The 14,982-nt window shown below is 36.1% G+C and carries 12 protein-coding genes; 8 read left to right on the top strand and 4 right to left on the bottom strand.

Going from position 1 to position 14,982, the window contains the following annotated elements:
- Nucleotide 1 precedes the first annotated feature (1 nt).
- From APB85_RS11435 to APB85_RS11420, 4 genes are all read left to right on the top strand, one after another.
- Nucleotides 2-1,147 carry a chorismate-binding protein gene (locus APB85_RS11435; RefSeq protein ID WP_057481592.1) on the top strand — a complete coding sequence of 382 codons (1,146 nt, stop codon included), beginning with the start codon at nt 2-4 and terminating at the stop codon, nt 1,145-1,147.
- Between the two features lie 236 nt (nt 1,148-1,383).
- Entirely contained in the window at nt 1,384-3,117 is a 1,734-nt protein-coding gene (gene menD, locus APB85_RS11430) for a 2-succinyl-5-enolpyruvyl-6-hydroxy-3-cyclohexene-1-carboxylic-acid synthase (RefSeq protein WP_057481593.1), read from the top strand.
- Between the two features lie 67 nt (nt 3,118-3,184).
- Complete coding sequence (locus tag APB85_RS11425) at nt 3,185-3,529, top strand: DUF2853 family protein (protein ID WP_057481594.1); 345 nt, start codon at nt 3,185-3,187, stop codon at nt 3,527-3,529.
- Nucleotides 3,530-3,641: 112 nt separating this feature from the next.
- On the top strand, nt 3,642-4,481 hold the full coding sequence (locus APB85_RS11420) for a CvfB family protein (RefSeq protein ID WP_057481595.1): 840 nt from the start codon (nt 3,642-3,644) through the stop codon (nt 4,479-4,481).
- Here APB85_RS11420 and APB85_RS11415 read toward each other — a convergent pair.
- Complete coding sequence (locus APB85_RS11415; RefSeq protein WP_057481596.1) at nt 4,478-4,966, bottom strand: hypothetical protein; 489 nt, start codon at nt 4,964-4,966, stop codon at nt 4,478-4,480. The genes APB85_RS11420 and APB85_RS11415 overlap by 4 nt on opposite strands.
- Nucleotides 4,967-5,072: 106 nt before the next feature.
- Between APB85_RS11415 and APB85_RS11410 the strand changes: the two genes are divergently transcribed.
- The 4 genes from APB85_RS11410 to APB85_RS11395 all read left to right on the top strand — a co-directional run bounded on the left by APB85_RS11410 (nt 5,073) and on the right by APB85_RS11395 (nt 8,580).
- A complete protein-coding gene (locus APB85_RS11410; RefSeq protein WP_057481597.1) occupies nt 5,073-5,912 on the top strand; it encodes a 1,4-dihydroxy-2-naphthoyl-CoA synthase in 840 nt (279 codons plus the stop codon).
- A complete protein-coding gene (locus tag APB85_RS11405; protein WP_057481598.1) occupies nt 5,900-6,427 on the top strand; it encodes a PH domain-containing protein in 528 nt (175 codons plus the stop codon). Before APB85_RS11410 ends, APB85_RS11405 begins: the two co-directional genes overlap by 13 nt.
- Nucleotides 6,417-7,934, top strand: coding sequence for a PH domain-containing protein (locus tag APB85_RS11400; RefSeq protein WP_057481599.1), 1,518 nt, complete (start codon nt 6,417-6,419; stop codon nt 7,932-7,934). The genes APB85_RS11405 and APB85_RS11400 overlap by 11 nt, the downstream gene beginning before the upstream one ends.
- Nucleotides 7,935-8,031: 97 nt before the next feature.
- The gene (locus tag APB85_RS11395; RefSeq protein WP_057481600.1) at nt 8,032-8,580 is read left to right on the top strand and encodes a hypothetical protein; all 549 of its coding nucleotides are present in this window, start codon (nt 8,032-8,034) and stop codon (nt 8,578-8,580) included.
- A gap of 121 nt (nt 8,581-8,701) precedes the next feature.
- Here APB85_RS11395 and APB85_RS11390 read toward each other — a convergent pair whose 3' ends face one another.
- From APB85_RS11390 to APB85_RS11380, 3 genes are all read right to left on the bottom strand, one after another.
- The gene (locus tag APB85_RS11390) at nt 8,702-11,104 is read right to left on the bottom strand and encodes an alpha-ketoacid dehydrogenase subunit alpha/beta (protein WP_057481851.1); all 2,403 of its coding nucleotides are present in this window, start codon (nt 11,102-11,104) and stop codon (nt 8,702-8,704) included.
- A 299-nt stretch (nt 11,105-11,403) separates the two neighbouring features.
- Nucleotides 11,404-14,217, bottom strand: coding sequence for a gluzincin family metallopeptidase (locus tag APB85_RS11385; protein WP_057481601.1), 2,814 nt, complete (start codon nt 14,215-14,217; stop codon nt 11,404-11,406).
- A 75-nt stretch (nt 14,218-14,292) separates the two neighbouring features.
- The gene (locus tag APB85_RS11380) at nt 14,293-14,982 is read right to left on the bottom strand and encodes an LOG family protein (protein ID WP_057481602.1); all 690 of its coding nucleotides are present in this window, start codon (nt 14,980-14,982) and stop codon (nt 14,293-14,295) included.

The following is a 14,982-nucleotide window of genomic DNA, read 5'->3' as shown; positions in this document are numbered from 1 at the left end:
AATGAATAGCGAAGATTTTTTTACAAAATTAGAAACGCAAATCCAGAATGGAAATCCATTTGTGGCTTATAGAAACCCTAACGACAAAAACGGACTAACCAAAGCCTTTCTTCAGGATTCGGATAAAGTTTACAGAACCTGTGTCTTTAATGAAAGCGGATTTGTTTTTGCTCCTTTTGAAGATGAAAATAATGCGTTTTTTATTCCTTCCGAAAATGCAGAAAGTATTACCACGAAATATGCGGCCGATAAGGATTCTGAAGTCAAAAAAGAAAATCAGGATTTTCCACCAGCGTATACCAATGCTGAAGCGAAAATACAACACGAAAAGCTAGTACAGCAAGGTATTAAAGCCATTCAAAAAGGAGAATTTAAAAAAGTGGTCTTATCACGAAATGAAGATGTTCAGACTCAACTAGAAGCGCTTGGTATCTTTAAGAATTTACTTAAAAAATATGAAACTGCTTTTGTGTATTACTGGTTTCATCCGGAAACCGGAATTTGGCTTGGTGCCACGCCAGAAACACTTTTAAAGGTAGAACGCGATAAATTTAAAACTATGTCTCTAGCCGGTACGCAGTCGTTCCAGGGAACCAGCAACGTGAATTGGGGAGAAAAAGAAATTGAAGAACAGCAAATAGTGACTGATTCTATTTTAGAAAATCTACAAGATAAAGTTTCTGGCACTATTCATAGATCGGAACCATACACTACTAAAGCAGGAAATCTACTGCATTTACAAACAGACATTCAGGGCATATTAGATTCAGAAAAATCGAACCTTAAAAGTTTGATTTTAGCCTTACACCCAACTCCTGCAGTATGCGGACTTCCAAAGAAAAATGCGAAAGAATTCATTTTAAAGAATGAAGGTTACGATCGTGAATTCTATTCTGGATTTCTGGGAGAAATGAATATGAAAAAGGAAATAAAGCGGAATAGTAACCGTAGAAACCAGGAAAACCAAGCTTATGCGAGTATTTTAAAGCAAACTTCTTTATTTGTAAACCTACGTTGTATGAAGCTTGAAGCCGGAAAGGCCAGACTATTTATTGGAGGCGGAATTACCAAAGATTCCAATCCTGCAGACGAATGGCAGGAAACAGTAAATAAATCGCATACCATAAAATCGGTGCTTGTTAAATAAGGGTAAAACCTGCGCTTGAAATACTTTTGAAATTGTAATTTTGAGTGAGAATAAAAAGTGTCATTACGAACGAAGTGAAGTAATCTTTTCATTGGTTATCCATTATTTACAGATTGCTTCTCCCGATTTCTCGGGATCGCAATGACGAGTAAAAATTATAGACTTGGAAGCAGACCTAACAAATTTTACATGAATAAATATTATAACTGTGAGGTCTGGTTTGAAAAATAAACTTTGTGAAATACTCCAAAATACCTGTTGCCAGATCTATTGTAGCGCTATGCGTTGCTAAAAATATAAACCACGTAGTAATTTCTCCCGGTTCAAGAAATGCTCCCCTAACCATTGGGTTTACACATCATCCAGATATTAAGCCTTACAGTATTGTAGATGAGCGATGCGCGGCTTTTTACGCGTTGGGAATGGCGCAGCAGCTGCAAAAACCGGTAGCCCTGGTTTGTACGTCGGGCTCGGCTTTGCTAAATTATTATCCTGCAATTGCAGAAGCTTATTATAGCGATATTCCGTTAGTAATTATTTCGGCAGATCGACCTGTAGAGCGAATAGACATTGGCGATGGGCAAACCATTAGGCAGAAAAACGTTTTTGAAAATCATATTTTATATTCAGCCAATTTACATTCTGAACTTGTGTTAGATTCTGAAGCGATTGATAAAAAACTTCAGCAAAAGCAGTTTGAGTCACAAAAGCATAATGAGAGAGAAGTAAACCTTGCGCTCAATAAAGCGATAGAAGGGAAGGGGCCGGTACATATCAATGTGCCTTTTTATGAGCCTTTGTATGATTTGGTAGAAAATGTGGACGTAAACCCATTGCAGATCTTACCGGAAATTAAAGAACGCACCTATACAGAAAATCAGCTGCAAGCTTATGCCGAGCTTTGGAATAAAGCGAAGCGAAAAATGATAATAGTTGGGGTTGCCCAACCTAATATTGTTGAACAGGAATTTTTAGAAAAGTTAGCCCGGGATAAATCGGTTATTGTACTTACTGAAACTACTTCTAATTTAAATCATCCTGAATTCTTTACGCGTATCGATACCTTAATTGGTCCAATTGAAAAAGATGAAAACAGCGCAGAATTGTTTAAAAAGCTTCAGCCTGAAATTCTGCTCACTTTTGGAGGAATGGTCGTTTCTAAAAAGATCAAGGCATTTTTAAGGAACCACCAGCCACAGCAACATTGGCATATTGATCCAAAAAAAGCTTACAACACTTTTTTCTGCCTCAATAAACATTTTGAAACTACGGTAAACTCTTTTTTCACCCATTTTTTTCCGCTTACTGAAACACTCCAGAGTGATTATGGAACTTATTGGAAAGAAATTAAAAGTAAACGGCAGGTTCGTCACGAAGAATATATGGATGAAATCCCGTATTCTGACTTAAAAGCAATGCAGGAAATTGTTCCAACTATTCCCGAGAATTATATTGTCCACCTGGGAAATAGTTCTACTATCAGGTATGCGCAATTATTTAAATGGAAAGAGAGTCTACGTATTTTTTGTAACCGCGGTACGAGCGGAATAGACGGGAGTATTTCTACCTCAGTGGGTGCTGCTTGCGTATATGGCGAACCTACTTTGATGATTTCCGGGGATCTCAGTTTTTTCTATGATAGCAATGCGCTGTGGAATAATTATATTCCTAAAAATTTTAGGATAATTATTTTAAATAATAATGGTGGAGGAATTTTTAGAATCCTTCCGGGAAATAAGAATACAGAGAATTTTGAGACTTATTTTGAAACCACGCATCAACTTCAGGCGAAATCTTTAAGTGAAATGTATGGATTTCAATATTACTCGGCTAAAACTTCCGTTGAGATAGAAACACATTTAGAAGAGTTCTTTAGCAATTCAGAAAAACCAAAACTCCTGGAGATTTTTACTCCCAGAAAAATTAACGACGAGGTACTCCTTGAGTATTTTAATTTTATGAAATCTTAAGAAATTTAATTGTGAAAAATTATTCATTTAAGTAACTTGTTGAGCATAAAACAAAAAAAACTTAAATATGAGTACAAAAACCGATGAAAAAGTAGGCAAATACATCCAGGATGTTAAAGACAAAACTGGAGATGAACCCGATGTAGATTTGTTGCGAAAGGTAACCAAATCTTGTGGGCCAAGTATCTTTAGAAGTGATGCCGAAACTGTTTCCAGTTCTTCAGAATCTGAATTGGAAACCGTAAAACGTAATTTTCTCATTAAAAAATTAGGGCTAAAAGATGATGAAAAGCTAGATGTGGGATTAAATGCTGTGATGGAAAAATATGGGAAATCTAACCGTAATAAATATCGTGCAGTAGTGTATTACCTGCTTACTAAACACTTTAAAAAAGAAAGTGTTTTTAAATAGATTTCGATTTTTAAATTATGTTAGGATCCGTTTTTCCATTGTAAAAACGGATTTTTTTGTTTTATGGAAAAGCCGCAAAATATAAAGTATCTTTGCACTCAAAATATAGATTATGCTTAGAATTGGCGAAAATCATACGCTTAATATTGTAAGGGAAACCGAACCCGGACTCTTTTTAACCGATGCTGAAGGAAATGAAGTTTTACTTCCAAATAAATATATTCCTGAAACTTTTGAACTTGGAGACGAGATAGAGGTTTTTGTGTATCTGGACCACGAAGAAAGACCGGTTGCCACTACATTAGAACCCTTGGTGAAGTTGGATGAATTTGCATTTCTAAAATGTGTAGAGACCACTGAATTTGGCGCTTTTCTCGATTGGGGTCTTGAAAAGCATTTGTTTGTGCCGTTTAAAGAACAGGCTTATCCTATGAAAAAGGGCGGCCGTTATCTTATTTTTTGCTATTTAGATGAAGAAACCGATCGTTTGGTAGCTTCCAGTAAAGTACATGCTTTTTTAGATAATTCAGAATTAACCATAGAACCTTTCGAAGAGGTAGATTTAATAATAAGTAACAAAAGTGATTTAGGTTATAATGTGATTATTAATCAATTGCACTTAGGCCTGATCTATCACGACGATGTTTTCCAGGAAATAAATGTAGGTGATGAAATGCGAGGTTTTATTACCAAAACACGTCCCGATGGTAAAATTGATGTGAGTTTACAAAGGCCCGGTTACAGAAGTATTGAACCAAATGCTGATCTTATTCTTGATAAATTGAAGCAAAACGAAGGCTACTTAAACCTTACCGATAAATCTTCGCCTGAAGCAATTCACGGCCAGTTGGGGATTAGCAAAAAGAGTTTTAAACGTGCTGCCGGAAACCTTTATAAGCAAAGAAAAATAGATATTAAAGACGACGGACTCTATCTTAAAGAGGAGGCTTAGTAATAATTACCTCTTGGCACGTAATAGGAAGACCCATAATACATTCTTCGTTGGGTTTGCCTGTGTAACGCGTTTTGATAGATTCGTTGATTCTGGTAATAAGGATTGGAGTTAAGCGCATCGTTATACACTTCATCATTATCTCTAATCCTGTAATTATTAGAAATCTCAAAAGCTTTTTTCTTTTGAGTAGTTGTAGGTAAAGGCGTACCAATATCTACAGTGCGTTTTTTCATATTGCGTTGTTGCTCAAGAATACCAACCATATCTACCGTAGTACGTTTATTTTCGTCTACATTTAGAAAATCTCCACTGGGAAGATCAAAACTTCCTTTAAAAAATTGCTGGCCAAAACTAAGGTCGCTCCAGGCGGGTTCTATACTGTAATTGCTAATTTCAAAATCAGCCATATCCCAATATTCCTGGGCAGAAGCAGGAGTTATGCTAAACAAAAATAAGCTTATTAACAGGAGACGAAATTTCATTATCAAGGCTTTTGTTTTTAATATAGCAAAAACAATGCAAATCTATTTACAGTACAAAGATATTAAGATAAATTGAAAAGCTTATTTTTGAGTAAAATAAAGACTTATGAGTGAAATTAACTGGAAAATTGCAAAAGAATACGAAGACATAACTTATAAAAAATGCAATGGTGTAGCGCGAATTGCCTTTAACCGGCCAGATGTTCGGAATGCTTTTAGACCTAAAACTACTTCAGAGCTTTTAGATGCCTTTCACGATGCGCATGAAGACACTTCAATTGGTTGTGTTTTACTTTCTGCCGAAGGACCTTCTACTAAGGATGGGAAATGGGCGTTTTGTAGTGGTGGCGATCAAAAAGCTCGTGGCCGCCAGGGCTATGTAGGCGAAGACGGCTACCATAGATTAAATATTTTAGAAGTTCAACGGTTAATTCGGTTTATGCCTAAAGCCGTAATTTGTGTGGTGCCAGGCTGGGCGGTAGGCGGTGGCCATAGTTTACACGTAGTTTGTGACCTTACGCTTGCCAGTAAAGAAAATGCTATTTTTAAACAAACCGATGCCGATGTTACCAGTTTTGATGCCGGTTATGGCTCAGCTTATTTAGCAAAAATGGTAGGGCAGAAGAGAGCCAGGGAAATCTTTTTCCTCGGAAGAAACTATTCAGCCCAGGAAGCTTATGAAATGGGCATGGTAAACGCAGTAATTCCGCATGATGAGTTAGAAGATACCGCTTATGAATGGGCTCAGGAAATTATGGCTAAATCCCCAACGTCTATAAAAATGTTGAAATACGCCATGAATATGACTGATGACGGAATGGTTGGTCAGCAGGTCTTTGCCGGAGAAGTTACTCGCCTCGCTTATATGACCGATGAAGCCAAAGAAGGTCGTGATGCCTTTCTGGAAAAGAGAAAACCAAATTTTGATAAAAAATGGATCCCATAGCCAAAGAATTTAGCAACGAACAGCTTGATTTAGCTTCCTTACCGAAATATGAGTCGGTAGCTTTTTCATCAGTTTCGTCTAAATATCTTATAAAAATGAATATTCAGACGGGCATTTTAATGCTCGTCTTGTTTATTACGCTTGGAGTTTTGTGGTTTCTTCAATTAAATCAATTACAAGCGGGAATTATCTTAGCGATTATTTCAGTAGCTTTTATATTTAGGTTTTGGAATAATTATAAACTGCTACAAAGCCTGGGTTATGCTGTAAGGGATAAAGATGTGGTTTACAAAAGAGGTTTTATCTTCAATAAAACAACAATAATTCCATTTAATAGGGTGCAGCACGCCTCGATTTCAAGAGGAGTTTGGGATAAGCTTTTAGGTATTTCCAGTCTAAACATTTTTACCGCGGGTGGAAGTGGTAGCGATATCACTATTCCCGGTTTAGATCCTGAAATGGCAGTGCGATTAAAAGAAGCCATAGCGGTTAAGATCTCAAAAGATGAATTCTAAAGCATACGACACCGCTCAACGTCAATCTATAGCAGGAATCCTACTCATCTTCATTTCCAGCCTATATAAACTGGTTAAGATATTTTGGGCTATGGGTGCTTACTTATTATTGAGTGGCCCCAGTAAAACTACTTTAATTTATACAGCCCTGGGCCTGATGGTAGTGACTGGATTAACCTTAATCTACAGTTATGTCTATTACCTTAAATTCATTTTCTATATTGATTATGAACGTGAGGAATTCGTATTGGAAAAGGGAATTTTTTCTACTGAAAATTCAGCGATTCCTTTTGATAAGATTCAGCAGGTTTATTTTAAACGTTCTATCCTTCAGCGGGTAATCAATGTCTATAGCCTGGTTATAGATACCGCCGGAAGCAACCAAAAAGAAGTAGAAATAAAGGCTATATCAGAAAATGATGCGAATAGGCTTTCAGAAATTCTTTTAAAAGTTAAATCTGAAAAAGTAGAAGAAAATCAACTAGAAGAAGAAAGGGTAGAGGCCGAAGATCATGAAGTTTGGACGCATCAAGTTGATTTTCTTACCCTGCTTAAAATTGGAATAAGTACAAATTACCTGCGCGGTTTATCTCTTGTTTTTGCTTTCGTGGTGAGTATTTACAACAGGATTAATACTTATTTTAAAGACAGGATTGAGGATGTTGAAATTTATTTTAGTCAATTTTCTGGGGTGCTGCAGTCCATTGGATATTTAGCGCTACTTTTTGTAGTGCTTTTATTGCTAAGTATAAGCATTACCATTATTGAAGTTTTTATAAAATATTATGGCTTAAAAATTCAGCAGACTAAAGACAAGCTTGAAGTAGAAATGGGATTAAAGACCAATACCAAGGTTTCGCTTCAACCCAGAAGGCTTCAGTTAATGCGAATTAGTACAAACCCGGTTCAGAAACGATTTAATCTATACGAAGCTCAAATTTCATTATCCAGCAGTGAAAACGAACTTCAGAAAAACAAAATTAAGATTCCCGGCCTGGGAAAGGAAATTGTAAAAAAGATAAAGTCTTTTCTATACAGCGAATCTTCAGAAACTCAATTTAGAACCACCTTTAGACCAGATAAATTATTACTCTTCCGTAAAATTTCACTGGCAATGGTCCCGGCATTAATTTTTCTGATTCTGTGGTATTTTACAGCTTTAATAAGTTTACAATTGTGGGCGGTTTTAGTTTTTGCTGGGTTGTATGTTTTTGCCGCAATAGCAGTACAAATATTTTCTTTTAAGGCTCGAAAATTAATATTTACAGAAGATTTTTTACAAAAGAAAAGAGGTTTGTGGAATAAAACCGAAGAAACGCTTGAGTTATACAAAATACAATCTATAAGTTTGAAGCAACCAATTTGGTACCGCAGGCGAAATTTAGTGAATATAGTTTTTCATACCGCCGGAGGTGATCTTAAGTTTTACGCGGTTAGTAATGATGTTTTACGGTATATAAATTATGTTCTGTACAAAGCTGAAGTTAGTAAGCGAAACTGGATGTAAAAGTCAAATAAAAACTTTCTTCTCAAATAGTTTGTAAATGGCACGCAACCAAATATACTTTTCTGCATCTTATAAATAGTCATTTAAAACTGAGACTATGAAGATTTCAAACTGTTTTATCCTATTTTTATTTTGTATTACTCTTTTATCTTGCTCCACTAGTGATAATGATAGAGATGAAATTACCGGCGAAAGTGGCATCAGTTACAGCGATAGTAAAAAAATGTGGAAGGAACTAAAAGCACAGAATGATGAAACCTATAGCTACACCGCGAGTTTTATTTCCTGGTCGGGATTTGGCAGTAGAACTACCATTACTATAAAAGATGGCGTTGTTAGCAAAAGAGAATATCTTTATTTTGAACAGGTACTTAACGAGGAGAGTGAACGGGAAGAAGTAGAAATTGAATCTTACACAGAAACCGGAGAGGAAATCGGTAGTCACTCTGAAGGTTTTGATCCTTTGCTTATAGATGAATTATATGAAACCTGCATTTCAGAATATCTAATCGTAAATACCGGTGAGAATGATGTTTACTTTAATACAAATGAAGCTGGAATTATTTCTAATTGCGGTTTTGTTGAAAAAGGTTGCGTAGATGATTGTTTTATCGGCTTTAGAATCAGTGAATTTCAATGGCTCTAAACCTGGAATAAAAGGTCATCCTGAATTTATTTCAGGATCTATTAGGTTGAAAAAACAAGAAATAAAAAATTCCCAATCTAAATCTAGATCGGGGATTTTTATTTAAAATCATTAACAGGATTTATCTTATCGCTGGATATTCTTCTGGATTAACCTCATTAAAAATTGAATAAACCTTTTCAAAAATATCTTCTGCTGAAGGTTTACTAAAGTAATCTCCATCAGTTCCGTAAGCGGGACGGTGTTCTTTGGCCGTAAGTGTTTGTGGCTTACTGTCCAAATATCTCCAGGCGTTTTGTTCATTTAAAACTTTATCCAGAATAAATGCAGAAGCTCCACCCGGAACATCTTCGTCTATAACCAGTAGTCGGTTGGTTTTTTTTACACTTTTCACGATATCGTGATCCAGATCAAATGGCAGCAAAGATTGTACGTCAATTACTTCAGCATTAATGCCGAATTCACTTAATTCCTCTGCCGTTTGAGCCACAATTCTTAAAGTAGAACCGTAAGAAATCAACGTGATATCGCTTCCTTCCCTTATGGTTTCAACTTTCCCAATTGGGGTTCTAAGTTCGGGCAGGTTACTTGGTTTTTTCTCTTTTAGGCGATATCCATTTAAACATTCTACTAATAAAGCGGGGGTATCTTGTTCTAATAGAGTATTATAGAATCCTGCAGCTTTAGTCATGTTTCTAGGTACTAGAACATACATACCGCGTACCAAATTTAAGATTCCGCCCATTTGGGAACCACTGTGCCAAATTCCTTCTAAACGGTGACCTCGAGTTCTAATAATTAGTGGTGCTTTTTGTTTTCCTTTAGTTCTATACTGAAGGGTAGCAAGATCATCACTCATTCCCTGTAAAGCATACATCACGTAATCAAGGTATTGAATCTCGGCAATAGGTCTTAATCCTCTCATTGCCATTCCAATTCCCTGGCCAAGAATAGTGGCTTCGCGAATACCAACATCGGCTACACGTAGTTTGCCATATTTATCCTGAAGCCCTTCTAATCCCTGATTTACATCCCCAATTTCACCGGCATCTTCTCCAAAAATCAAGGTTTCAGGTTTATTTCCGAATATTTGATCGAAATTATCACGTAAAATGATTCTTCCATCTACTTCAGCCGAATCTTCATTGTATTCTGGTAAAACTTCGGCTTCAAGCCCATTAGATTCTATATATAGATGGCTGTTGTAATCATCAGCCATATCTTTATCAAAATCGTTCAGCCAATCAATAAGCTTGGATTTTTCTTCAGAATCTTCTTTTCTAATCGCTCTTAAAGTTTTTCTTGCGGTAATAGCCAGATCTTTTTTAAGAGGCTCTTTATTTCCGTTTAATTCTTTAGCTAATTTAACCACCGTTTCTTTTTCTTCGGTGTTTTTAGCCAATTTAGAAAGTACAGAAAGTAGTTCTTTTTGCTTTGCTTTAGTAGGTTGCAGGTATTTCTCCCAGGCAGTTTTTTTACCTTCCCTAACTTCGCGTTTTATTTCTTTTTCAATTTCTTCCAGCTCCTCATCGGTGCTAATATTATTCTCAATAATCCATTCCCTAAGCTTCACATTACAATCGTATTCTCGTTCCCAGGACAAACGTTTTTCATCTTTGTAACGTTCGTGGGATCCAGAAGTGGAGTGCCCTTGAGGCTGCGTAAGTTCTACCACGTGAATAAGAACCGGGCAATGTTCTTTTCGGGCTATTTTTTCAGCTTTTTCATAAGCTTCAATTAAGGCTACATAATCCCAGCCATTAACCACAATGATCTCGTAACCTTTATTTTCTTCATCTCTCTGAAAACCTTTTACGATCTCAGAAATATTTTCTTTTGTTGTTTGATGTTTTGCGTGAACCGAAATTCCATATTCGTCGTCCCATACACTTAGTATCATAGGTACCTGTAAGACACCTGCGGCATTAAGGGTTTCCCAAAAATGACCTTCACTTGTGCTGGCGTTACCAATGGTTCCCCAGGCGATCTCATTTCCGTCTTCTGAAAAATTTTCAGATGAAATTCCTTCTACGTTCCTATATATTTTTGAAGCCTGTGCCAGGCCTAAAAGCCTTGGCATTTGGCCCGCGGTAGGAGAGATATCTGCACTGGAGTTTTTTTGCTCCATCAGGTTTTTCCAGCTACCATCTTCGTTAAGACTGTGGGTGGTAAAGTGACCTCCCATTTGCCTCCCGCCAGACATTGGTTCGTTTTCCAGGTTAGAATCTGCGTATAAACCGGCAAAGAAATGTTCTATGCTAAACTGATTAATGGCCATCATAAAAGTTTGATCACGATAGTAACCAGATCTAAAATCACCATTTTTAAAAGCTTTGGCCATTGCGAGTTGTGGCACTTCTTTTCCATCGCCAAAAATCCCGAATTTAGCTTTTCCGGTAAGAACTTCGCGTCTTCCCAGAAGGCTGCATTCCCGGCTGGTAACGGCTATTTTATAATCTGCCATTACCTGGGCCTTGAAATCCTCAAATGAAATTGAATCTTTAATTTGTGTTTCGCTTTGCATGAACGTTATTTTGAATCCCCCAGTGAGGGTTTTATTTTCCGAGGCGTGCCTCGAACTTAAAATGTATTTATCTAAATTCACACCTTTGGGGACTGCCCTAAGGTTATTGATTAAAACAAATATAACGAAAACTTAGATTGTACACAATTCATTAAAATCAAAATATTTTAAGAAAAGTGTATTTTAAATTATTTTTATTGTTTTTACTGAAATGAAATCTTTAAAATTATAGGAATTACTGCGTTTTATGTAATTCATGCGAGGAAAGCTAAGAATTAGCTAACCAGATTAAAACTTTGTTAATACCACCGTCTGGTAAAAAGCTTGATCAGGGTATTTATGTCTAGAGAAACGATAAATCTTATTTTTTGATCATAATTTTCCTGGGCTACTTCCCAACCTAAATTGGAATAAACAGGGAAAAATAGCTCAAAGTAATCGTCAACCAGGCTTAATCTAATCCCGGAATCATATAAAAATTGCGCGTTTTCGTGCTGGTTTTTTACCAAACCTACATCGCCATAAACAAAAAACCATTTATATAGATTAGTACTGGCATTTAAAGTAGTTAACCACTGGTTGGCATACTCTGGTTGTAATTGAGATTTAAAACCACCTTCGGCAACAATTATTTGTTGACTGAATAAACCTGAGCCCTGGCTTCTTCCGTAGTAATTATAATCGAAAAGATAATCTGTAGGTCTATCTAAGGCAAAACTGAAATAATCTGATTCCATATCATCACTGTATAGAAAAGTTCCCGTAAAAAAGCGAAGATTGATTTGACGGTTGTTCCTAAACAGTTTTCTATACTCCAGGCTCATAGATATTTTACTGAACTTTTCTGCCAGTTGAAAGTCAAACGAAGCCGAATAGTAATCTACTAAATGCGGTTTACTGTAGCGGTAATTTATATTGAAAACATTATAATTAGGTTGCTCTAAATTCTGATTAGGATCAATATCCCGTCTCACGTTTACATTCCTAATTAAAAGATTTTGGCGTTCGTTATCCCGTAAATATTTATTTCTAAAAGAAAAATTTATAAAAGGGGTGTATTTTTCATAGAACAAATTGTAACCATAAGAGTAGCGAGTTCCTCCAATCCCGTAGGTTATGGCATAAAGCTCTTTATTTGCAAACTGGTGTTTATTTGTTACCGAAGCTGAACCAACTATGGTTTCACTATTAAAACCATATTTTGGGGAGATGCTAAAATTAAAGGTTTTGGATAATACTGTCTTGTTATACAATTTTGGCCCTATTGCAATTCCGTCATATAGATTATAATTAAACTCGGGCATAAAGAATAATTGTGAATATTTAGGATCTTCTATATCCTGTAATAATCTAAGCTGAAGTGGTTTGTTGAAAAGTTTAGTTACTGCTTTATAATTATCTCGCTGATTAAATTCGGGAATTTTCTGCTCATAATTTAGCGCAAGCCGATCTACCTCCTGCCTGGCAATTTCTATAGTTTTTGTTTTATCTATATTTTCCACCCACTTTTTAAAAACTATTTCCCCATCTTTTAAACCATATAATGAAATAGGAAAATCGTTTTTTTCTTTATTCTTTATAGTGACCCGAAGTGAATCACGGGTTTTGTATAAATTATCAATAGTAAAATCTATCTTTTGATTTGAGTTTACGTAATCCTTAAAAAACCAGGAAATATCTTTTGTAGCATATTTTCGTAAAATTTGCTCAAAATCTTCAGCCGAAGTGGGCTGCATTTTATGCCGGGAATAAAAGTTTTTTACAGCTTCTTTTATAGTATCATTTCCGAGGTAATCTTCAACATATTTTAATCCTACCCCTGCTTTGTATGCATTTGCGATATTTTTGTTGAATTTTACCAGGGAATCCTGCGCTGCACTTAAAGGTTGGTCTAAGTTCATTCGCGCCATATTCATATAAAGAAACTGATATTGATCGTTGAATTCTAGATCTGCAGCGTGAAACCATCTTATCCCAATAATATCGCTAAGATTTCCCAATAGTTTCATTTTAGGATAATACTCATTCACATAATCTATCATCAAAGAAACCAGGATAGCATCGTGCACCCATTGTTCTTTCCTTGGATTGATGTGTATAGAGTTTTCCAGTAAATAATTAGTGATAGTCTTAAATTGCTTAATATCATATTGAAAACCATCGGGAAAAGGACGAATAAAACCGGGTAACTGGTTTAAGCCATAAATAGGGCTGTTCAAATAGTCATCCCGGGTCACAAAAATTTTCTGATGCGGATATTCGCCTACTCGCTCCTGGTAATATTTTAGGATACGATTTAGTAAAATTCTTTTTATTTCAGGCTGAAGTTCATCGTCAGCTACATTGGTAATTATTTCGTGATCATCGGTTGGTAAGGATTCAAAAATAAAAGAGTTAGTAAGGTAAAGCTTACTATCTAATTGATCTTTCCCTGCAAGTTTAACCGTTTTAGCACCATTGCTTGTGCTAACACCTTTAAAGTTAAGAGCAGAGCCTACATAATATTGTGGTGGAGTGGTAAGTTCTATTTGAACATCATAAAGAGCATTATACTGATCTCCCAAATTTTTATGACTGTAAACCTGCCATTCACCATTTTTGTAAACCCCTGGAGTGATGTACCAATACCTTAGCTTATAATTGTTATCTGAATCTACCCCGAAACGCGTGAATTTATCTATAGGAATTTTAACCTTATAATCAAGGTTTATAGTAAAGCTCTGGCCGGGAAGTAAAGGTTTGTAAAGTTTGATCCTAATAAGATCCTGAGCATCTTCAGGCCGTTCCCATATTAAGCTGTCATTTCTAGAATTCGTGATACTTCCAATATAAGTAGCCCCGCGTTCCTGAGGTTTGGCAAATCTAAATCGTCTGGCAAATTCTTCGGCAAAACGTTTTGCCAGCGGGGTGTTTTTCGCACTAAAGGCGTTTGCCCAATCATTAAGATAAATTTGGGTGAGCGTATCTTTGCTGGAGTTGGTGTAGACCAATTCCTGCTCTATAGTGAATATGTGCGTACTATCGTTTAAGTGAGCGTTTAAGGAGATGGAGTTTTGCGCAAAACTCCATCCAATTCCCACAATAAAAAGTAAATAAAATAGATAAAATCTCAAGGGGGAAAATTTTTTAGCGTCACACAGAATTTGAGCTAAATATACTCAAAGTTTTTATCCCTCCTTAAGAATTGATTAAAAGTTAGGGCTAAGATTATATTCGCCGTAGAATTCGTTTAGAATTTCAATAACTTCATCTTCTGTATCTACAACCTGTACCAAATCCATATCTGGCGCGCTTATATTTTGAAAAGTATCCAGAAGGGTTTTTTGCACCCAATCTACCAAACCACTCCAAAATTCACTTCCAACCAATATAATAGGAAATTTGTCTATTTTATGTGTTTGAATAAGAGTAATAGCTTCAAATAATTCATCTAAAGTTCCAAAGCCACCGGGCATCACTACAAAACCTTGAGAATATTTTACGAACATTACTTTTCTTACAAAGAAATAATCGAAATCCAGGCTTTTGTCATTGTCTATATAAGGATTGTCATGTTGCTCAAAAGGTAAATCTATATTTAGGCCTACAGAAGTTCCTCCGCCAAGGTGAGCACCTTTATTACCGGCTTCCATAATTCCCGGGCCTCCACCGGTAATCACTCCATAGCCGTTTTCCACGATCTTTTTGGAGATCTTTTCGGCCAGTTTATAATATTTTTGATCTGGTTTGGTTCTCGCTGAACCAAATATTGAAACACAAGGCCCAATTTGACTTAGCTTTTCGTAGCCATTTACAAATTCGCCCATTATTTTAAAGATAGCCCAGGAATCGTTTGTTTTTATTTCATTCCAGGCTTTATTCTGAAGGTTAGTCCTCAT

It is taken from the genome of Salegentibacter mishustinae (assembly GCF_002900095.1).
GTDB classification, from domain to species: domain Bacteria; phylum Bacteroidota; class Bacteroidia; order Flavobacteriales; family Flavobacteriaceae; genus Salegentibacter; species Salegentibacter mishustinae.
This window is presented reverse-complemented; position numbering and strand designations above follow the sequence as displayed.

What these genes read in the sequence shown, in the direction of transcription:
- APB85_RS11435 (WP_057481592.1), top strand. Translation starts at nt 2, where the DNA reads ATGAATAGCGAAGATTTTTTTACAAAATTAGAAACGCAAATCCAGAAT.
- APB85_RS11425 (WP_057481594.1), top strand. Translation starts at nt 3,185, where the DNA reads ATGAGTACAAAAACCGATGAAAAAGTAGGCAAATACATCCAGGATGTT.
- APB85_RS11420 (WP_057481595.1), top strand. Translation starts at nt 3,642, where the DNA reads ATGCTTAGAATTGGCGAAAATCATACGCTTAATATTGTAAGGGAAACC.
- APB85_RS11415 (WP_057481596.1), bottom strand. Translation starts at nt 4,966, where the DNA reads ATGAAATTTCGTCTCCTGTTAATAAGCTTATTTTTGTTTAGCATAACT.
- APB85_RS11410 (WP_057481597.1), top strand. Translation starts at nt 5,073, where the DNA reads ATGAGTGAAATTAACTGGAAAATTGCAAAAGAATACGAAGACATAACT.
- APB85_RS11405 (WP_057481598.1), top strand. Translation starts at nt 5,900, where the DNA reads ATGGATCCCATAGCCAAAGAATTTAGCAACGAACAGCTTGATTTAGCT.
- APB85_RS11400 (WP_057481599.1), top strand. Translation starts at nt 6,417, where the DNA reads ATGAATTCTAAAGCATACGACACCGCTCAACGTCAATCTATAGCAGGA.
- APB85_RS11395 (WP_057481600.1), top strand. Translation starts at nt 8,032, where the DNA reads ATGAAGATTTCAAACTGTTTTATCCTATTTTTATTTTGTATTACTCTT.
- APB85_RS11390 (WP_057481851.1), bottom strand. Translation starts at nt 11,104, where the DNA reads ATGCAAAGCGAAACACAAATTAAAGATTCAATTTCATTTGAGGATTTC.
- APB85_RS11380 (WP_057481602.1), bottom strand. Translation starts at nt 14,982, where the DNA reads ATGAGGACTAACCTTCAGAATAAAGCCTGGAATGAAATAAAAACAAAC.